This window comes from Clavibacter michiganensis subsp. tessellarius, from assembly GCF_021922985.1.
GTDB classification, from domain to species: Bacteria; Actinomycetota; Actinomycetes; order Actinomycetales; family Microbacteriaceae; genus Clavibacter; species Clavibacter tessellarius.
In genome coordinates this window covers 865,996-884,394 of sequence record NZ_CP040788.1, presented here as the reverse complement: position 1 = coordinate 884,394, position 18,399 = coordinate 865,996, and the positions used below count along the sequence as shown (strand labels likewise).

The window sequence follows — 18,399 nt, the reverse complement described above, 5'->3', positions numbered from 1 at the left end:
CTCTCATGCCAGGGGGATCGGGTCGGCGACGAGGTCGTCGGCGGTGGCGGGGATCCGGTCGAACCCGAGTCGCCGCGGCACGTCGAGGTGGCGGGCGGATCCGCGCAGCGGGTACGCGGGCGGCCCGTTCCCCACGAGCCCCGGCACCACGACGCGCACGACCTCGAGCCCGGCGAGCCGGACGTCGGGCGTCGTGAGGTCGACGGAGACGGCCCGCATGCCGAGCCGGGCCAGCGCCTCGAGGTGGACGGGGGTCGGGTCGGCGGCGTCGATGCGCGGCAGGTCGTCGAGCGGGGCGGTCGCGGTCGGCCGCAGCCGGTCGAGGTGCGCGCCGTTCCTCCGCGGATCCAGGTGCAGCTGCGCCACGGGCGGCAGGTCGGTGAGCCGCGCGTAGCCGGGGCCGACGTCGTCGAGGTAGCGGCGGTCCTCCCGGTACGGCAGGAACACGTGCTCCTCGATGCCGCCCGCGCGGACCGCCCGCCACACCTCGCTCGCGGGGTCGACGAGCTGGCGGGTGAGCTGCAGGAGGCCGAGCGCCTCCACGAGCGCCTTGGTCGCCGCGTGCTCCGGCGTGCTGCGGCAGGCGCTGCCGAAGGCCACGAGCCGGGATCCGTCGGCGTGCTCCTCCTCCAGGAACGCGGCGACCACGGGCGCGGGCGACTCGGACGGCACCTCCAGGAGCCGCACGCGCACGGGCGGCGTCGTGGCGTCGTCGGCCCAGCCGAGCGCGCCCGTGATCCGGCCGCCGTCGTCGAGCGCGCGCGTGGAGGCGCCGCTCGCCCACCAGATCGCGCAGGCGTCGCGCTCCCACAGCTCCTCGAGCGCGTTCCGCTCGGCCATCCTGCGGTCCGCGCCCGCGGCGATGCCCGAGTACGCGAGCGAGTGCCGCGGCACCTCGTCGGCGCGCGCGCCGTGCACGAAGTCGAGCCAGGCGAGCGAGGCGGGCACGAGCACCGGACCGCCGTCGTGCAGGTCCGTGCCCTCGGTCCACAGCACCTCGTCGCGCCGCGTGAAGGGCCGGAACGGGAAGCCGGGGGCGGCGTGCTGGGCGGGCGAGTAGAGCGCGAGGTCGTCGGGATCCACCGCGCGGAGGCCGCGGGCGGTGAGCGCGGCGTGGGAGGCGCGCATCAACCGCTCCGGCACGGCGTTGCCGCAGTACCGCTCGACGGCCTCGCCGCACGCCGCGAGCCGCGCCGGCACCGGATCCCCGGAGGACGCGCCGAAGCCGAAGCCGTCGGCCCGCCACGGCGCGAACCGGTCGGCGCGGGAGACCGTGGCGCCGTGCCCGACCCACGCGAACGGGAGCCGCGGGTCGGCGGGCTGCCGCGCGAGGGACGTGAGGAGGCCCGTGCGGGCGTCGACGAGGTCGTGGACGCTCATGCGCCCACCGCGTCCGCCGCGTGCGCGTGGTGGCGCTCGGCCGTGGCGGGCGCACCGCCCGCCGTCACGTCGTCCGCGACCGGGGCCGCCCCCGCCGCGATCGGCAGCACGAGCGCGAGCGGCGTCGCGGCGCCCGTGAGCACGGCCTGCCGCACCGGCTCCTGCCCGGAGGATCCGTACCGGTCCGCCGGAGGCCCGCCGAGGTTGCGCGCGAGCCGCGGCGCGTCGGCTCCCGCCAGCTCGAGCACGAGCCGGGTGCCGGGCGGGAGGACCGCCGCGACGGGACCCAGCGGGATCGCGAGGCGGCGGTCGGCGTGCGGGCCCGCGACGGTCGTCTCCCCCGCCGCGAGCTCCTGCTCGGCCCCGTCGGGGTCCTGCGCGAGCAGCCGGGCGATCCAGTCGACGCCGGGCGCGTCCGAGGCGGAGGCCAGCTCGACGGAGACGCCGCCGGTCAGCCGCAGCGGCTCCTCCAGCGGGAGCGTGCGGGCCCGCACGGCGTCGGGCCGGGACGCGAGCGCGCGCCGGTCGACGCCCGCGTGGCGGGAGGGGCGCGGATCCCGCGGGTCGTGCACGAACCCGTGCGCGCCGTCCGCGGTCCACGCCACGCGCGTCGACGCGTGCGGAGGCGGCCAGTCGTCGTGCCGCTCCCAGCCGGCGTGGCGCACGTGCACCTCGGCGCGCCGGGGCGGGAGGGAGCCGTCGAGGGCGTCGCGGATCCAGTCGACGAGCATCCGGCCCCACGGGACGACGGCGTCGTCGCCGTGGTCGAGGTCGCCGACGCGGCCGGACGCGCTGGCGACGAGGTCGTGCTCCCAGGGGCCGACGAGGAGGTGGGACGGCGTGCCGGGCACGGCGGATCCGGCGACGCGGTGGTGCTCGAGGGTCTCCGGCAGCAGCAGGTCGTGCCAGCCGCCCACGTGCAGCGTCGCGGCGGAGAGGCCGGCCAGCTCGGCGGGGGTGATCTCCTCCCCCGTGCGCGCATCCGCGCCGTCCTCCACGATCCCGGCCCACGACGGCAGGTGCGCGCCCATCGCGCGCGGGAGGTCGAGGACGGGGAGGTGCCGCAGGATCCCGGGCCGCTCGCGGAAGACGCGCGCCGCGAGGCCGTCGCGGCTCGTGCGGGCGTCGCCGCGCTCCAGCCACCAGGACGCGTGCTCGGCGAGGCGCAGGATCCCGCCGCCGCCGAACTTCGTGCGCGCGAGCGACATCGACGGGCCGAGCGAGACGACCGCCCGCACGGCGTCGGGGCGCTCGACCGCCATCGCCCAGGCGGTGTACCCGGAGTAGGAGCCGCCGTACGCGACGACGCGGCCGTCGCTCCAGGGCTGGGCGGTGATCCAGTCGACGAGCGCGGCGCCGTCCTCGCGCTCCCCGCGGTACGGGGCCCAGGCGCCGTCGGAGTCGTGGCGGCCGCGGACGTCCTGCACCACGTACGCGAGGCCGCGCTCGCGCCAGCCGCGGCCCTCGGCGAGGTGCGCGGACCGCCCGTACGGCGTGCGCGTGACCACGCACGGCACGCGCCCGATGCCGTCGGCGCGGCCCGCGCCCTCCGGCACGTGCGCGTCGAGGACGAGGGCGCAGCCGTCGGATGCGGGCAGCGGCAGCCCGGCGATCGTGCCGCCGGTCACCGGGCGCCCAAGGCGGGCGCGGCGAGGGCGGCATCCGCGGCGCCGGTCGCGGAGGCGGAGGCGGCCGCGGGCGGCGCGGCCAGGTCCACGGGGAGCGGTAGCACCGGATGGCGCTCGACGCGCCCCGACGCCAGGTCGATCGTGTGCTCGTGGCGGATGCCCGGATCCGCGCCCCGCAGGTGCGCGGCGAGCTCGTCGAGGGCGATGCCCGCGGCGATGGCGGCCGCGCCCGTCCCGACGCCGTGCCAGGCGTGCGCGGGCGCGACGCCCGCGGCGACGCGCGCGTCGGCCTCGGCCCACAGCCGGTCGAGCTCCTCGACCACCCGGTGGGCCGCGCGGCGGCGTCCGCGGTAGTCGGCGTAGGTCACGGATCCCGGACCCGACGCCGCCTGGAGCGGGCCCACGACGAGGAGCTCGCCCTCCTGGTGGATGCGGTGCCAGGGGAGGCCGGTGCCGGCGAGCTCGCGGCCGAGGCGGCTCCAGGCGGCGTCGGGCTGCTCGGGGGCGACGGAGATCAGCGCGCAGGCGTCGGCGAGGGCGCAGGACTCCGCGAGGGCGGATGCGTCGGCACCGCTGCCGGCGCCGTCCCCGCCGACCGCGATGGCGCGCCCGCCGAGGAGCGCGCGCAGGGCGTCGGCCACCGGACCGTCGCCGTGGATCGCCACGGGAGCCGTGCCGGGCAGGGGCCCTGCCGCGTCGGGGATCCCGGGCACGAGGGCGCCGCGCTCCTCGAGCAGCCGCACGAGCGGGGCCGCGGGGTCGTCGGCGGATCGCGCATCGTCCGACGCGGGGACGCCCTCCCCCGCGAGTCGCGCGACGACCTCGGCGATGAGGGCGTCGGGTCCGCTCACGCGGTGGAACTCGCGGGCGGGGTTGACGTGCCGCCACTCGTCGGCGGCGACGCGGTAGAGGAGGTGGTGCGGGGCGAGGCGGAGCATCGGGTCTCACGTTCGGGTGGGGCCGGCAGGCCGGGCGGCGGATGCGGGAGGTCGTCCCGGCCGGCGCGCGGGGCGCGCCGGCCGGCTTCCCTCTCCTAGTGCTGGAGAGCGAAGGGGTTGTGGACGAGGGCGTTCGTGCCCGGTCCCTGCGGCGCGCTGAGCACGTCGTCGCCGGCGATGGCCTCGACGGCGAAGGGGTTGTGGACGAGGGCGTTCGTGCCCGGTCCCTGCGGCGCGCTGAGCACGTCGTCGCCGGCGATGGCCTCGACGGCGAACGGGTTGTGGACGAGGGCGTTCGTGCCCGGTCCCTGCGGCGCGCTCAGCACGTCGTCGCCGGCGATCCTGGTGATGGAGACGTCGATCATGTCGGCATCCTTCCTCTCTCTTATTGAGAACGGTTCTCAATGGAGTCACGCTAGGCCGGATGGGGACGCGGACGGATCGCCTGTCCACAGGTAGCGTCGGCGCATGGGGATGTTCCGGGTTGTGCAGGCGCGGCCGAACGACGTGGACCGGCTGTGGTCGCTGCTCGACGAGGACCACCGGGAGCGCGCGACGGCGGCCACCGCGCCGGACGGCGACGCGGCGGGCACGGCGGACCCGGATCCGGACCCGGACCCCGTGGACGCCGTCGTCGCCGAGCCGCCCTCCGCCGACCGATCGCCCGCGGACGCCCTGCCCCTGCTCGAGGCCCGGCGGGACCGCATCGTCGCGCTGGTCTCGGATCCCGGGCGGCCCGTGCTCCTCGCCTACTCCGGGATCCGCGCGGTCGGCTTCGCGCTCGTGGACCGCAACGGCGTCGGCGGACGGGTGTTCACCTCGGCGGGCTGGCGCGGGCTGGGCGTCGAGGAGGAGATCCGGGCGGCCGCGCCGATGCTGCTGCGCTGAGCCGCCGGGCGGGAGGCGACCCCGTCAGCCCCCGGGCGGGAGGCGACATCATCCGCCGCGGGTCGTGCGTCGCACGACGCGCCCTAGGCGACGGGCAGCAGGTACGTGGGGCTCGGCACCGCGAGGACCGCGGGGGCGGCCGTGGGCAGCCCCGTCGCCGGGTCGAGCCGGAAGGTGGTGACGGTGCCGGACGCCTGGTTGGCGACGTGCAGCCGGTCCCCCGCGAGCACGTGGTGCCGCGGCATCGCGCCCCCGCAGTCGAACGCGGCGACCGGCGCGAGCCCGCCGTCGGCGCCGATGCCGACCACGGCGATGCGGTCGGATCCGCGGAGGCCGACGTACGCGAGCCGCCCGTCGGCGGACACGCGCACCTCGGCCGCGGAGTCGCGCGGGTCGGGCTCCGCCGCGCACGGCGTGGAGGCGGCGACTCGCCACGTCGTCCCGGTGCCCTCCAGCGCGTGCAGCGTGCCGTCGAGCTCGCCCACGAGCAGCACGCGGCCGGAGTCGAGGAGCGCGAGGTGGCGCGGGCCGGTGCCGGCGGGCAGGTCGACGGCGGCGACGCGCTCGAGCCGTCCGCCGCGGAGGACGTGCACGTGCACGGTGTCGGTGCCGAGGTCGGCGGTGAGCACGACGCCGTCGCCCACGTGCAGGGCGCTGTGCGCGTGCGGGCCGTCCTGCTGCGGGCGCGGTCCGGATCCCTCCGCGCCGAGGAGCTGGACGGCCGCGCCGATGGTGCCGTCCTCCGCGAGCGGGTGGACGGCCACGGTGCCGTCGCCGTAGTGGGAGGTGAGGAGCAGGTCGTCGACGACGTGCAGGTGGCAGGGGCCGGATCCGCCGCTCGGCTGGCCGCCCGCCCAGCGGAGCGATCCCCCGGGGCCGCGGCGGAAGGCCTCGACGCGGTCGGCCGCCTCCCCCACCGCGTAGACGACGTCGCCGCGCGCGAGGAGGAACGACGGCGAGGGCGTCTCGACCGCGGTGCCGACGACGGCGAGCTCGCCCGTGACCGGGTCGACCGTCAGGCCCGTGATGCCGATGCCGGACCCGCCCGAGTCGGACGTGTACCCGCCCGCCCACATCGAGACCTCGGGCACGGCGGCTTCCTCGGGCGTCATCACGCGGATCACCCTACGCGGCGCCCCCGACGCGCACGCCCGGCCGCTCGCCCGGGCGCTCGCGCGGGCCCCGCCTCAGTACCCGGACGACGGCTCGACGATGCCCACGAACGCTCCCGTGCGGAGGAACGCCTCGGTGTTCAGCCGGATGCGCTCGGCGAGCAGCGGCCGCACCATGTCCGGGGTGTCGGCCGTGTGCGGCGTGATGACGCAGCGCTCCTCGGAGAACAGCGGGTGGCCGTCGGGCAGGGGCTCGGGCGAGGTGACGTCGAGGCCGGCGCCGTGGATGGATCCCGCCCGCAGCGCCTCGAGCAGCGCGTCGGAGTCCACGAGCGCGCCGCGGGCGATGTTGACGAGGACCGCGGTCCCCTTCATGCGCGCGAGCTGCGGGGCGCCGATGAGGCGGGCTGTGTCGTCCGTGCTGGCGGCCGCGAGCATCACGACGTCGGCGTCGGCGATGACCTCGTCGAGGCGGTCGGCCGTGACGGTGCGGTCGGCGCCCTCGACGGGGTCGCCGCTGCGGCGGACCACCGTGACCGTGACGTCGAACGGGCGCAGCAGCCGGATGTACTCGAGCGCGATGCCGCCCGCGCCCACCACGACGACCTCGGCGCCGTACAGGGAGAGGCCGCTGGACGACGCCCACGACGTGGCCCGCGCGCGCTTCGGGAGCTCGCGCAGGGCGGCGAGGGTGAGGGCGAGGGCGTGCTCGGCGACGGGCTGCGAGTACGCGCCCTTCGCGCTCGTCCAGACGAGGCCCGGGCGGTCGCACGCGCGCAGCGTGTCGGCGAAGGCGTCGACGCCCGCGAACGGCAGCTGCACCCACTGCACCTGGGGGTTCGCGGACAGGGTGTCCGTGAGCTCGGCGGCCCGCGTGATCGAGAGCCAGACGATGCCGCGCGTCTCGGGCGAGAGCTCGGCGACCTCGCCGCCGCCCGCGCGGACGGCCTCGAGGTAGGCGTCCTCGGTGCGGGGCAGCATCGCGATGGGGCCGGGCTCGGGGCGCGCGTCGCCCTCGAGGCGGTGGGGCGTGGCGCCGTCGACCGCGCGGTGGACGCGGCGGGGGGCGGGGGCGGATGCGGCGGTGTCGGTCATGCGAGGGGCCTCCGGGGGTGCGGGACGCGGGCGGGGGGTGCGGGCTGGTCGATCACGACGGGCGGTGCGGTGGGGTCCGGATCCGACGCCGTGACGGCGGTCGGGCGGCCGTCGGCCGCGGCGCGCGACTCGGCGAGCCCCTGCACGTAGGGGTGCGTGGGATCCGCGAGCACGTGGTCGATGTCGCCGTAGCCGACCAGCGTGCCGCGGTGCATCACGGCCAGCCGGTCGGTGAGGCGCTCGACGACGGCGAGGTCGTGGCTGACGATGAGGGCCGAGAACCCGCCGCGGGCCTGGAGGTCGCGCAGCAGGTCGAGGACCGCGACGCGGCTCATCACGTCGACGCCGGAGGTCGGCTCGTCGGCGATGAGGAGTCGGGGCCCGAGCACGAGCGCGCGGGCGAGGGCCACGCGCTGCCGCTGGCCGCTGGAGAGCTCGTGCGGGTAGCGGTCCTGCGTGCCGGGCGGGAGGTCGAGGGCGGTGAGGAGCGTGACCACGCGGCGGGCGGCGACCTGGCTGTCGAAGCGGCGGTCGCGGGAGAAGATCGGCTCGGCGATGGCCTCGCTCGCCGTGAGCTGCGGGTGGAGCGTCGTGCCGGCGTCCTGGGGCACGTAGCCGATGGCGTAGGTGGTGCGCGTGCGGGCGCGGCGGCCCATGCGGCGGAGGCCCTGGCCGAGCACCGACGCGTCGCCGCCCGTGATGCGCGGGACGGCGGCGCCCTCCTCGCCGGGCGGCACGAGGCCGGCGAGCACGCGCGCGAGCGACGACTTGCCGGAGCCGCTCGCGCCGACGAGGCCGAGCACCTCGCCCGGCCGGATGCGGAGCGTGACGCCGTCCACCGCGGGCGGGGTGTCGGCGCCGCGGCGCGGGGCGTACGCGAGGCGGAGGTCGCGCGCGTCGAGCACGGGCTCGGTCGACGCGGATCCGGCGGCGTCGGGCGCGCCCGGCTCGGCGTCTCGGGGGGTGTGCGTCATGCGGCTGCTCCGTCCTCGGCGAGGCCGTCCGGCCGGGCGTCGTGCCCGGCCGGACGCCTGCGCGGGTCGCGTCCCATCATGCCCGGCATCGGCCGGGCCCCGCTCGGAGGCCGCCTAGCCGTCCGCGCGCTCGGCGGCCCGGAGCGCGTGCAGCCGGCCGCGGCGCTCGGCCTGCTCGGCGGGATCCGGGACCGGCAGCGACGCCAGCAGGCGCTGCGTGTACGGATGCTGCGGGTTCCCGAGCACCTCGGCGCCCGTGCCCTCCTCCACCAGCTCGCCGCGGTACAGCACGGCGATCCGGTCGGCGAGGAGGTCGACGACGGCGAGGTCGTGGCTGATGAACAGCGCCGCGAACCCGAGCTCGCGCTGCAGCTCGGCGAAGAGCTCCAGCACGCGCGCCTGCACCGACACGTCGAGCGCGCTCGTGGGCTCGTCGGCCACGAGCAGCGACGGCTCGAGCGCGAGGCCGCGGGCGAGGCTCGCGCGCTGGCGCTGGCCGCCCGAGAGCTCGTGCGGGTAGCGGTCGCCGAACGCCTTCGGCAGCTGCACGGCCTCGAGCAGCTCGTCGACCCGGGAGCGCGCGGCCTGGGGACTCTTCGCCCGCCCGTGGACGATGAGCGGCTCGGCCACGCACTCGGCGATGGTGAGGCGCGGGTTGAAGCTCGTCGCCGGATCCTGGAACACGAACCCGATGTCGGCCCGCTTCCTCCGGAAGTCGCGCTCGCGCACGCCCAGCATCTCGGTGCCGAGCACCTGCAGGGATCCGCCGGACACGCTCGTGAGACCCGCGATGGCGCGGCCGATGGTGGTCTTGCCGGAGCCCGACTCCCCCACGAGCCCGAGGACCTCGCCCGCCTCGATGTGCAGGTCGACGCCCTTCACGGCGCGGAAGGCGGGCGAGCCCAGGCGGCCCGGGTACTCGATCTCGAGCCCCTTCGCCACGACGACCGGCGCGGCCTGCGTGGTCGACGCCGCGCGCGCCCGGGTGCGCACCGCGGCGCGCTCCTCGGTCGCCGCGACGCCCTCGCCGAGCTTCGGCACGGACGCCAGGAGGTTCCGCGTGTACTCCTCGCGCGGCGACGCGAAGAGCGTGGCCACGTCGGCCTGCTCCACGAGCCGCGAGCGGTACATGACCGCCACCCGGTCGGCGAGGTCGGCGACGACGCCCATGTTGTGGGTGATGAGGATCACGGCCGCGCCGAACTCGTCGCGGCAGCGGCGCAGCAGGTCGAGGATCTCGGCCTGCACGGTCACGTCGAGCGCCGTGGTCGGCTCGTCCGCGACGATGAGGCCGGGGTCGAGCACGAGCGCCATCGCGATGACGACGCGCTGCTTCTGCCCGCCGGAGAACTGGTGCGGGTAGTGGTCGACGCGCGTCTCGGGATCCGGGATGCCGACGCGGCGGAGGATGTCGATCGCCTTCGCCCGCGCCTCCTTCTTCGAGACGCGGCCGTGGGCCCGGAGGCCCTCGATGATCTGCCAGCCCACCGTGTGCACGGGGTTCAGCGCCGTGGACGGCTCCTGGAACACCATCGCGACGTCGCGGCCGCGCACCCGGCGCAGCTCGTCGGCGGAGAGCGAGAGCACGTCGACCGCGCCCTGGCCCGTGCGGTCGCTGAGGAGCACGGCGCCGTCGGTGACGGCCGTGTCGGGGAGGAGCCCGAGCACGGTGCGGGCGGTGACGGACTTGCCCGATCCCGACTCCCCCACGATGGCGAGGATCTCGCCGGGCGAGACGGTGAGGGACACGCCGTCGACCGCGCGGACGTCGCCGCCGTCGGTCGCGAAGGTCACCCCGAGGTCGCGGATGGAGACGACGTCGCTCATGCGGCCACCTTCTTCGTCGAGGCGCGCTTGCGGGCGCGCAGCTTGGGGTCGGAGATGTCGTTCACGCTCTCGCCGACGAGCGTGAGCCCGAGGACGAGCAGCACGATGGCGACGCCCGGGAAGACGCCCGTCCACCAGACGCCGCTCGCGGTGTCCGCGAGCGCGCGGTTGAGGTCGTAGCCCCACTCGGCCGCCGACGTCGGCGCGATGCCGAAGCCGAGGAAGCCGAGGCCCGCGAGCGTGAGGATGGCCTCCGACGCGTTGAGGGTGAGGATCAGCGGCAGCGTGCGGGTGGAGTTCCGCAGCACGTGCACGAACATGATCCGCGGCGTCGACGTGCCGATGACCTTGGCGCTCTCGACGAACGCCTCCGCCTTCAGCCGCACGACCTCCGCGCGGATCACCCGGAAGTACTGCGGGATGTAGACGACCGTGATGCTGACGGCCGCCGACAGGATGCCGCCCCAGAGGCTCGACTGCCCGCCGTTCAGCACGATGCTCACCACGATGGCGAGCAGCAGCGTCGGGAACGGGTAGATGGCGTCGGCGATGACCACGAGGATCCGGTCGAGCCAGCCGCCGAGGTAGCCGGAGACGACGCCGAGCAGCACGCCGGCGAACAGCGAGAGCACGACGGCGATCACGACGACGGAGAGGGCGGTCTGCGTGCCCCAGACGACGCGCGAGAACACGTCGTACCCGCCGACGGTGGTGCCCCAGACGTGGGTGCCGTCGGGGGCGGACTGGCGCGGGAACGACCCGGAGTCGTCGCGGCCCTGCGCGAAGCCGAACGGCGCGATGACGGGCGCGAGGGCGGCGAGCACGATGAAGATCCCGGTGATGACCATGCCGGCGACGAGCATGCCGCGCTGGAGGCCCACGCTCTGCCGCACGTGCGAGAGGAGCGGCAGGCGCGACAGGAGCGAGCGGCGCGCCGGGGCGGCCGCGGGGACGGTGGTGGTGTCGGTCATGTCAGTACCTCACTCGCGGATCGATGAGCGCCGCGACGACGTCGACGATGAAGTTGGTCACGGCCACGATCACGGCCAGCAGCGCCACGATGCCCTGCACGGCGACGAAGTCGCGCGCCGCGAGGTACTGCGCCAGCTGGAAGCCGAGGCCGCGCCACTCGAACGTGGTCTCGGTGAGCACAGCGCCGCCGAGCATGACGGCGATCTGCAGGCCCACGACCGTGATGATCGGGATGAGCGCGGGCTTCAGCGCGTGCCGCGTCGTGAGGCGGAACTCGCCCACGCCGCGCGAGCGCGCCGCGTCCACGTACTCGGTGCCGAGCGTGGAGATGACGTTGGTGCGCACGAGCCGCAGGAAGATGCCCGCGGTGAGGAGGCCGAGCGCGAGCGCCGGCAGCACCGCGTGCTCGAGCACGTCGCTCACGGCGGTGGGGCTGCCGAGGCGGAGCGCGTCGATGAGGTAGATGCCCGTCGGGTTCTCCAGCCGCCCGAGGGCGACCTCGACGCGCGTGTCCGCGCGGCCCGACAGCGGGAGGATCCCGAGCCAGACGGAGAAGACGAGCTTGAGGAGCAGGCCCGCGAAGAACACCGGGGTGGCGTAGGCGAGGATCGCGAGGATCCGCAGCACGGCGTCGGGCGTGCGGTCCTTGAAGTACGCGGCGACGAGCCCGAGCGGGATGCCGATGAGGAACGCGACGATGAGCGAGTAGATGACGAGCTCGAGCGTGGCGGAGCCGTACTGGAGCAGGACCTCGCTGATGAGCCGGTTGTCGGTGAGCGAGCGGCCGAAGTCGCCCGTCGCGATCTGGCCGAGGTACTCGAGGTACTGCACGATGATCGGCCGGTCGAAGCCGGCGGTCGCCAGGCGCTCCTGGAGCTGCTCCGGCGTGAGGCGGTCGCCCACGGCCGCGGAGATCGGGTCGCCCACGATGCGCATGAGGAAGAACACGAGCGTCACGAGGATGAAGACGGTCGGGATGATGAGCACGGCGCGGATGAGGATGTACTGGCCGAGCCCGATCCCCTGCTTCCGGGCCTTGGGCGGCTTGGCGCCGGGGGGTGCGGACGCGGGGACGGCGTCCGGGATGACGGTCACGGCGGATGTGCCTTTCAGGTCGGCGGAGGAGCGGTGCGGGGCGGGCGGGCGGTGCCACCGCGGGTGACACAGGAGTGGGGCGTCCCGCCGCAGCGGGACGCCCCATCCGGGGAGGGCGTCAGCCTATCGACCGCCCTCCCGCCGGTCGGCTCAGCCCTTGGTGATCGGGGCGTAGCGGAACTTGAAGGACGCGTCGAGCGTCACGCCCTTCACGTCCTTGCCGGCCACCGCGACCTGCGAGCCCTGGAGCAGGGGCAGGGTCGGCAGGTCGGCGGCGACCTCGTCCTGGATCTGGCCGATGAGCGCGGCGCGCGTGGAGGCGTCTGCCTCCGACAGCTGCTTCGTGATGAGGTCCGTCACGACGGGGTTGTCGTAGTGGTTCTTCACGAAGGACTGCGGGGAGAAGAACGGCGTGAGGTAGTTGTCCGCGTCCGAGTAGTCGGGGAACCAGCCGAGCTGGTACGCCGGGTACTCGTCGTTCACGCGAGCCTTGCTGTACTGGTCCCAGATGGTGGACTGCAGGTTCACCTGGAAGAGGCCGGTCGCCTCGAGCTGCTGCTTCACGAGCGCGTACTCGTCGTCCGAGCCCGCGCCGTAGTGGTCCGGGTTGAACTGGAGCTGCAGGGCCACGGGGGTCTGCACGCCGGCGTCGGAGAGGGCCTTCGCCGCCTTGTCCGCGTCCGGTCCGCCGTCGCCGTCGCCGTACAGGCCCTTGAGCGCCTGGTTGGCGCCGGAGAGGCCGTCGGCCACGTAGGAGTAGAGCGGCGTGTAGGTGCCGTTGTAGACCTGGGTCGACAGCTCGTCGCGGTCGATGAGGTCGGCGGCGGCCGCGCGGACCGCGAGGGCCTTGGCCTCGTCGGCCTCGCCCGTGGTCTTGCCGAAGGGCTGCGTGTTCAGGTTGAACGTGATGTAGCGGATCTCGCCGCCGGGGCCGTCGATGACCTGGACGGAGTCGTCCTTCTTGAGGTCGGCGATGTCCGTGGCGCCGAGCGAGCGGCCCGCCACGTCGATCTCGCCGTTCTGGACGGCGAGCTTCATGGTCGTCTCGTCCGCGTAGTAGCGCGCGGTGACGCCGCCGTTCGCGGCCTTCGGCAGGACGCCCTGGTAGTCGGCGTTCGGCGCGTAGGCGACGAGCTGGTTGAGCTGGAAGTCGGTGATGACGTACTGGCCGGCGAACGCGTTCGCGGAGACGATGTCGGCGGGGTCCGCCAGCGCGTCGGCCGGGAACACCTCCTCGTCGACGATCGGGCCGGCGGGGCTCGAGAGCACCTGCTCGAAGGTCTGGTCGTTGGCGGTCTTCAGCGTGAAGACGACGGTGGTGTCGTCGGGCGCCGCGACGGACTCGACGTTCGCGAGCAGCGAGGACGGGCCGTTGCCGTTGTCGGCGCCGTTGGCCGCGATGGTCGCGATGCGGTCGAACGTGAACTTGACGTCGCTCGCGGTGAGCGCGTGGCCGTTCGCGAACTTCAGGTCGGGCTTGAGCTTCACGGTGAAGTCGTTCGCCGAGGTGTACTCGCCGGAGACGGCGAGGTCGGGCTCGACGTCCGGGCTGCCGTACGGGCTGTTGAACAGGAACGGGTAGACCTGGTTCTGCACCGCGAACGAGCCGTTGTCGTAGGAGCCGGCGGGGTCGAGCGACAGGACCTTGTCGGTCGTGCCGACGACGATCGAGCCGCCGCCGGACGCGCCGTCCTCGGCGAGCGGGTCGCCGGATCCGCCGGAGCAGCCGGCGAGGACGAGGGCCGCGGCGGAGAACCCGGCCGTGGCGAGCAGGACGCGTGAGCGCCGGGAGAATGCGGACGTCATGTTCCGAATGCCTCTTTCGTGGAGGGGATCGCGCCCGCGCATCGGGAAGACACGGACGCTGTGCTGTGCATGATTTCTAACACACGGGAAACAGCAGTCCGGACCCCGGGGACGCGCGACGACGCTTCTTCACACGAATGAAACAAAGCCGCCTATGCGCGGCGGGGCCTATTCGCGGAGGGCGCGGCGCTCGGCCTCGACCTGCATCAGCTCGCGCTGGATCTCCTGGTAGCGCTCGCGTTCGTGCGTCGCGTCGGTGCGCTGCAGGCGGCCGATGAGGTCGGCCTTCCGACGCAGCAGGTCGCGCCCGACGAGCTCGGCCGTGACGCCCTTCACGTAGATCGCGAGCTTGTCGGCGTCGCCGCGGTTCGGGAGCGGCGCGACGCCCAGCTGCTTCACCAGGGTGGCGAACGACTCGGGCACCTCGAGCGCCACGCGCGACAGCCAGTCGGCGCCGCCGAGCGCGTCCATGCTGCCGATGACGCCGTCGCGCACCACCGCGAGGCTCTCGTTGACGAAGGTGACCTGCGCCGCGCGCATGACGAGGTCGTTCCCGACGAGCTCCGGGTGCTGCAGCATCGCCATGAGCGCGTCGCGCTCGAGGCGGGTGGCGAGGTCGGTGGGCAGGTCCATGAGCGACATCGACCGGGAGCTCTCGACGACCGGGCCGTCCTCGTCGCGGCCGTGCCCGCCGGATCCGCCGCGCCCCGAGGGCGTGCCGCCCGAGCGGTCCGCGCCGTCGGCCGGCATGCTGCGGCCGGCCGTCTGGACGGCGCGGCCGACCTCGGTGAGGTCCATGCCCAGCCAGCCCGCGAGCTCGCGCGCGTAGCCCGGCCGGAGCGAGGGGTCGCGGATGTCCGCGACCACGGGCGCGGCCGCCCGGAGCGCGGCGACGCGGCCCTCGACGGTGTCGAGGTCGTGGTCGGCGAGGATCTGCTTGATGGCGAACTCGAACATGGGCTTCTTGCCCTGGATCATGCGGCGCACCGCGTCGTCGCCGCGCGTGAGGCGGAGGTCGCAGGGATCCAGTCCCTCGGGGCCGACGGCCACGTAGGTCTGGGCGGCGAAGCGCCGCTCCTCGGAGAAGGCGCGCATGGCGGCCTTCTGGCCGGCCGCGTCGGGGTCGAACGTGAACACGACCTCGCCGAGCCCGCTGTCGTCGCCGAGCACGCGGCGGAGCACCTTGATGTGGTCGACGCCGAACGACGTGCCGCACGTGGCGACGGCCGTGGTGACGCCCGCGAGGTGGCAGGCCATGACGTCGGTGTAGCCCTCGACCACGACGACCTGGCGGCCGCGGCTCACGTCGCGCTTGGCGAGGTCGAGCCCGTAGAGCACGGAGCTCTTGTGGTAGACGGGCGTCTCCGGGGTGTTGAGGTACTTGGGGCCCTTGTCGTCCTCGCGGAGGCGGCGCGCGCCGAAGCCGACCGTGGCGCCCGTGAGGTCGCGGATGGGCCATACGAGCCGGCCGCGGAACCGGTCGTACGCGCCGCGGTCGCCCTGGCTGAGGAGGCCCGCGGTCACGAGCTCGGCCTCGGAGTAGCCCTTCGACTTCAGGTGCGACGACAGCGCGTCCCAGCTCTGCGGCGCGAAGCCGACGCCGAAGCGCTGCGCCGCGCCCTGGTCGAAGCCGCGCTCCCCGAGGAAGGTGCGGCCGATCTCCGCCTCCTCGGATCCGAGCTGCTCGACGAAGAACTCGGCCGCGGCCTCGTTGGCGCCGAGCAGGCGCGACCGGTTGCCCTGGTCGGTGGCGGCCTGGCCGTCCTCGTAGTGGAGCTGGTACCCGATGCGCTGCGCCATGCGCTCGACGGCCTCGGCGAACGTGACGTGGTCCATGCGCTGGAGGAACGTGTAGACGTCGCCGCCCTCGCCGCAGCCGAAGCAGTGGTAGAAGCCCACCTGGGGCCGCACGTGGAAGCTCGGCGTGCGCTCGTCGTGGAAGGGGCAGAGGCCCTTCAGGGATCCGACGCCGGCGGACTTGAGGGTGACGTACTCCCCCACCACGTCGCCGAGGTTGACCCGGGAGCGCACCTCGTCGATGTCGCTCTTGCGGATCAGGGCCATTGGCTCATCCTACGTCCGGGCGCCGGCGCGCTCCCGGGCCGCCGGGCGTTCCGCGCGGGGCTCAGAAGACGGGCCGTGCGCACAGGCGCTCGTACCAGGCGATGGCCGACTGGTCGGTGAGGCTGGCGACCTGGTCGACGATGACGCGCTTGCGCGCCCCGTCGTCCGCGGCCTCGCGCCAGTCGCCCGCGAAGCCCGGGTCGAGCTCGTCGGCGCCGCGCGCGTGCAGGGCGTCGGCGAGGCCCGCGAGCACCTCGCGCTGGCGGGCGTAGATGGGCTGGCGCGTGTTCTTCGACATGACGAACGCCGCGACGATGCCCTTGAGCACGGCGATCTCCGCCTGGATGGCCCGTGGCACCACCACGTGCGCGCCGAAGCGGATGAGGCTGCGGTCGGTGTGGGTCGCGCGCGTGAGCTGCGTGGCGGCGCCCGCGAAGCGGCCGATGAGCTGGCTCGTGAGGTCCTTGAGCGCCGCCTGCGCGCCGCGGCCGCCGTCGTACTCGTCGACCCAGACGTCGAGCGAGTCGAGCCGGTCGAAGGCCTGGATGAGCTCCTCGTGCGAATGCGCGCCGCCGATCCACGCGACCATCGAGTCCACGAGCTCCTCGTGGTCCACGCGGGCGCCGAGCGCGCGCACGTCCACGTAGCCGCCGACGATGGCGTCCTCGAAGTCGTGCACGGAGTACGCGATGTCGTCGCTGAGGTCCATGACCTCCGCCTCGATGCAGCGGCGGCTCGTGGGCGCGCCCTCGCGGAGCCACTCGAAGGCCGCCACGTCGTCGTCGTAGAAGCCGAACTTGCCGCGGCCCGACGGATCCGGCACCGACTGCGAGCTCGGCCACGGGTACTTGCAGCTCGCGTCGAGGCTGGCGCGCGTGAGGTTGAGCCCGTAGGGCCGCCCCTCCGGCCCGATGACCTTGGGCTCGAGCCGCGTGAGCAGCCGGAGGGTCTGCGCGTTGCCCTCGAAGCCGCCGATGTCGAACGCCCAGTCGTTGAGGGCCCGCTCGCCGTTGTGGCCGAACGGCGGATGCCCGATGTCGTGCGCGAGGCACGCGGTGTCGACCACGTCGGGGTCGAGGTCGAGGCTCGAGGCGAGCTCGCGGCCGACCTGCGCCACCTCGAGCGAGTGCGTGAGGCGGTTGCGCGCGAAGTCCAGGCCCGCCATGGGGCTGAGGACCTGGGTCTTCGCGGCGAGGCGGCGGAGCGCGCTGGAGTGCAGGAGCCGGGCGCGGTCGCGCGCGAAGTCGCTGCGGCGGGAGGAGTGCTGCTCCGGGTACCAGCGCTCGGCGTCGGTCTCGCTGTACGTGGACCGTCCGGTCATGCCCTCAGCCGCCACTGTTGTGGATCTCCCCGTCCGCGATGTCCATCGCATCCTGCGCGTCGATGTCGCGGCTCTCGAGCCACCTGTCCGGCAGCGCCGTGCGCTTCATGCTGCCCTGGCGGCCGCGCGCTCCCTCGGCGCCCGCGCCCGGGTAGGGCTGGTCGCGGTCGAGGGTGGCGAGCAGGCCGTCGATCTCCTCGAGCGACGACGCCGAGGCGAGCGCCGCCCGCAGGTCGCCGCCGACGGGATAGCCCTTGAAGTACCAGGCCACGTGCTTGCGCGCGTCGCGGCAGCCGCGCTCCTCGCTCTCGAAGAACTCGGCGAGGAGCTCGACGTGGCGGCGGAAGGTGTCGGCCACGGCGCCCTGCGAGGGGTGCGCGCGGGGCGTGTCGGCGGGATCGAGGCCGGCGGCGCGGGCGTGGAACGCCGCCGCGAGGTCGCCGAAGAGCCAGGGGCGGCCGAGGCAGCCGCGGCCGACGACCACGCCGTCGGCGCCGGTCTCGTCCATCATGCGGATGGCGTCCTCCGCGGCCCAGATGTCGCCGTTGCCGAGGACGGGCACGCTCGTGATGGCCTGCTTGAGCTTCGCGATGGCCGACCAGTCGGCGTGGCCGCTGTAGTAGTCGCTCGCCGTGCGGGCGTGCAGCGCGATGGAGGCGACGCCCGCGGCCTCGGCGGCGCGGCCGGCCTCGAGGTAGGTGAGGTGGTCGGCGTCGATGCCCTTGCGCATCTTGACCGTGAGCGGCACGTCGCCCGCGGCCTTCACGGCGCCCTCCACGATGTCGGTGAAGAGCCCGAGCTTCCACGGCAGCGCCGCGCCCCCGCCCTTGCGGGTGACCTTGGGCACCGGGCAGCCGAAGTTGAGGTCGATGTGGTCGGCCCGGTCCTCGGCGATGAGCATGGTGACGGCCTCGCGCACGGTCTTCGGGTCGACCCCGTACAGCTGGATGGAGCGGACCTTCTCCGACGGGTGGTGCGTGATGAGCCGCATGGACTCGGGCGTGCGCTCGACGAGCGCGCGGCTCGTGATCATCTCGCTGACGTAGAGGCCGGCGCCGAACTCGCGGCAGAGGCGGCGGAAGGCGGTGTTCGTGATGCCGGCCATGGGCGCGAGCACCACGGGCACGTCGAGCGGGATGCCGCCGATGCGGAGGGCCGGCTCGGCGGCGGGCGCGGGCGCGCCGGGCGCGTCGGCCGCGGAGGGCACGGGGGTGAGGGTCGGAGAGGACATGACGGCTCGATTCTCCCAGACGGGACGGCGGGCGGCGGACGCGGGCGGGCATCCGCCCCGGGAGGCGG

15 protein-coding genes are annotated in these 18,399 nt (G+C 74.8%); 1 reads left to right on the top strand and 14 read right to left on the bottom strand.

Annotation, left to right across the window (positions count from 1 at the left end):
- Positions 1-3 precede the first annotated feature (3 nt).
- The 4 genes from FGG90_RS04035 to FGG90_RS04020 form a co-directional block, all read right to left on the bottom strand.
- Positions 4-1,380: a YcaO-like family protein gene (locus FGG90_RS04035; protein ID WP_094130182.1), complete on the bottom strand. Its 1,377-nt coding sequence runs from the start codon at positions 1,378-1,380 to the stop codon at positions 4-6.
- On the bottom strand, positions 1,377-3,008 hold the full coding sequence (locus FGG90_RS04030) for a CocE/NonD family hydrolase (RefSeq protein ID WP_165771404.1): 1,632 nt from the start codon (positions 3,006-3,008) through the stop codon (positions 1,377-1,379). The genes FGG90_RS04035 and FGG90_RS04030 overlap by 4 nt, the downstream gene beginning before the upstream one ends.
- Positions 3,005-3,946, bottom strand: a complete 942-nt coding sequence (locus FGG90_RS04025; RefSeq protein WP_165771405.1) for a hypothetical protein — start codon at positions 3,944-3,946, stop codon at positions 3,005-3,007. Before FGG90_RS04025 ends, FGG90_RS04030 begins: the two co-directional genes overlap by 4 nt.
- A gap of 95 nt (positions 3,947-4,041) precedes the next feature.
- Positions 4,042-4,311, bottom strand: coding sequence for a streptamidine-related RiPP repeat protein (locus FGG90_RS04020; RefSeq protein ID WP_086516542.1), 270 nt, complete (start codon positions 4,309-4,311; stop codon positions 4,042-4,044).
- Between the two features lie 103 nt (positions 4,312-4,414).
- Between FGG90_RS04020 and FGG90_RS04015 the strand changes: the two genes are divergently transcribed.
- Positions 4,415-4,834: a hypothetical protein gene (locus tag FGG90_RS04015; protein WP_094130186.1), complete on the top strand. Its 420-nt coding sequence runs from the start codon at positions 4,415-4,417 to the stop codon at positions 4,832-4,834.
- Positions 4,835-4,917: 83 nt separating this feature from the next.
- Here the strand turns inward: FGG90_RS04015 and FGG90_RS04010 are convergent, their stop codons facing one another.
- The 10 genes from FGG90_RS04010 to dusB all read right to left on the bottom strand — a co-directional run bounded on the left by FGG90_RS04010 (position 4,918) and on the right by dusB (position 18,331).
- Entirely contained in the window at positions 4,918-5,946 is a 1,029-nt protein-coding gene (locus FGG90_RS04010) for a lactonase family protein (protein WP_094130189.1), read from the bottom strand.
- Between the two features lie 75 nt (positions 5,947-6,021).
- Positions 6,022-6,927: a D-isomer specific 2-hydroxyacid dehydrogenase family protein gene (locus FGG90_RS04005; protein ID WP_094131504.1), complete on the bottom strand. Its 906-nt coding sequence runs from the start codon at positions 6,925-6,927 to the stop codon at positions 6,022-6,024.
- A gap of 110 nt (positions 6,928-7,037) precedes the next feature.
- Positions 7,038-8,015 (bottom strand): ABC transporter ATP-binding protein, encoded by a 978-nt coding sequence (locus FGG90_RS04000; protein WP_094130192.1) that lies wholly within the window; start codon positions 8,013-8,015, stop codon positions 7,038-7,040.
- Between the two features lie 114 nt (positions 8,016-8,129).
- Positions 8,130-9,842, bottom strand: a complete 1,713-nt coding sequence (locus FGG90_RS03995) for an ABC transporter ATP-binding protein (RefSeq protein ID WP_094130195.1) — start codon at positions 9,840-9,842, stop codon at positions 8,130-8,132.
- Complete coding sequence (locus FGG90_RS03990; protein ID WP_094130198.1) at positions 9,839-10,813, bottom strand: ABC transporter permease; 975 nt, start codon at positions 10,811-10,813, stop codon at positions 9,839-9,841. Before FGG90_RS03990 ends, FGG90_RS03995 begins: the two co-directional genes overlap by 4 nt.
- 1 nt (position 10,814) lies before the next feature.
- Complete coding sequence (locus tag FGG90_RS03985) at positions 10,815-11,909, bottom strand: ABC transporter permease (RefSeq protein WP_094130201.1); 1,095 nt, start codon at positions 11,907-11,909, stop codon at positions 10,815-10,817.
- 150 nt (positions 11,910-12,059) lie between these two features.
- The gene (locus tag FGG90_RS03980; RefSeq protein ID WP_094130204.1) at positions 12,060-13,715 is read right to left on the bottom strand and encodes an ABC transporter substrate-binding protein; all 1,656 of its coding nucleotides are present in this window, start codon (positions 13,713-13,715) and stop codon (positions 12,060-12,062) included.
- 168 nt (positions 13,716-13,883) lie between these two features.
- Positions 13,884-15,779, bottom strand: a complete 1,896-nt coding sequence (dnaG, locus tag FGG90_RS03975; protein WP_094130207.1) for a DNA primase — start codon at positions 15,777-15,779, stop codon at positions 13,884-13,886.
- Positions 15,780-15,840: 61 nt separating this feature from the next.
- A complete protein-coding gene (locus tag FGG90_RS03970; RefSeq protein WP_094131505.1) occupies positions 15,841-17,100 on the bottom strand; it encodes a deoxyguanosinetriphosphate triphosphohydrolase in 1,260 nt (419 codons plus the stop codon).
- Positions 17,101-17,104: 4 nt separating this feature from the next.
- Positions 17,105-18,331: a tRNA dihydrouridine synthase DusB gene (gene dusB / locus FGG90_RS03965; protein WP_094130210.1), complete on the bottom strand. Its 1,227-nt coding sequence runs from the start codon at positions 18,329-18,331 to the stop codon at positions 17,105-17,107.
- Positions 18,332-18,399 lie beyond the last annotated feature (68 nt).

Excerpts from the sequence above, each read along its gene's own strand:
- FGG90_RS04035 (WP_094130182.1), bottom strand. The coding sequence starts at position 1,380 with ATGAGCGTCCACGACCTCGTCGACGCCCGCACGGGCCTCCTCACGTCC.
- FGG90_RS04015 (WP_094130186.1), top strand. The coding sequence starts at position 4,415 with ATGGGGATGTTCCGGGTTGTGCAGGCGCGGCCGAACGACGTGGACCGG.
- FGG90_RS04005 (WP_094131504.1), bottom strand. The coding sequence starts at position 6,927 with ATGCTGCCCCGCACCGAGGACGCCTACCTCGAGGCCGTCCGCGCGGGC.
- dusB (WP_094130210.1), bottom strand. The coding sequence starts at position 18,331 with ATGTCCTCTCCGACCCTCACCCCCGTGCCCTCCGCGGCCGACGCGCCC.
- FGG90_RS04010 (WP_094130189.1), bottom strand. The coding sequence starts at position 5,946 with ATGACGCCCGAGGAAGCCGCCGTGCCCGAGGTCTCGATGTGGGCGGGC.
- dnaG (WP_094130207.1), bottom strand. The coding sequence starts at position 15,779 with ATGGCCCTGATCCGCAAGAGCGACATCGACGAGGTGCGCTCCCGGGTC.
- FGG90_RS04025 (WP_165771405.1), bottom strand. The coding sequence starts at position 3,946 with ATGCTCCGCCTCGCCCCGCACCACCTCCTCTACCGCGTCGCCGCCGAC.
- FGG90_RS03995 (WP_094130195.1), bottom strand. The coding sequence starts at position 9,842 with ATGAGCGACGTCGTCTCCATCCGCGACCTCGGGGTGACCTTCGCGACC.
- FGG90_RS04000 (WP_094130192.1), bottom strand. The coding sequence starts at position 8,015 with ATGACGCACACCCCCCGAGACGCCGAGCCGGGCGCGCCCGACGCCGCC.
- FGG90_RS03990 (WP_094130198.1), bottom strand. The coding sequence starts at position 10,813 with ATGACCGACACCACCACCGTCCCCGCGGCCGCCCCGGCGCGCCGCTCG.
- FGG90_RS04020 (WP_086516542.1), bottom strand. The coding sequence starts at position 4,311 with ATGATCGACGTCTCCATCACCAGGATCGCCGGCGACGACGTGCTGAGC.
- FGG90_RS03970 (WP_094131505.1), bottom strand. The coding sequence starts at position 17,100 with ATGACCGGACGGTCCACGTACAGCGAGACCGACGCCGAGCGCTGGTAC.
- FGG90_RS03980 (WP_094130204.1), bottom strand. The coding sequence starts at position 13,715 with ATGACGTCCGCATTCTCCCGGCGCTCACGCGTCCTGCTCGCCACGGCC.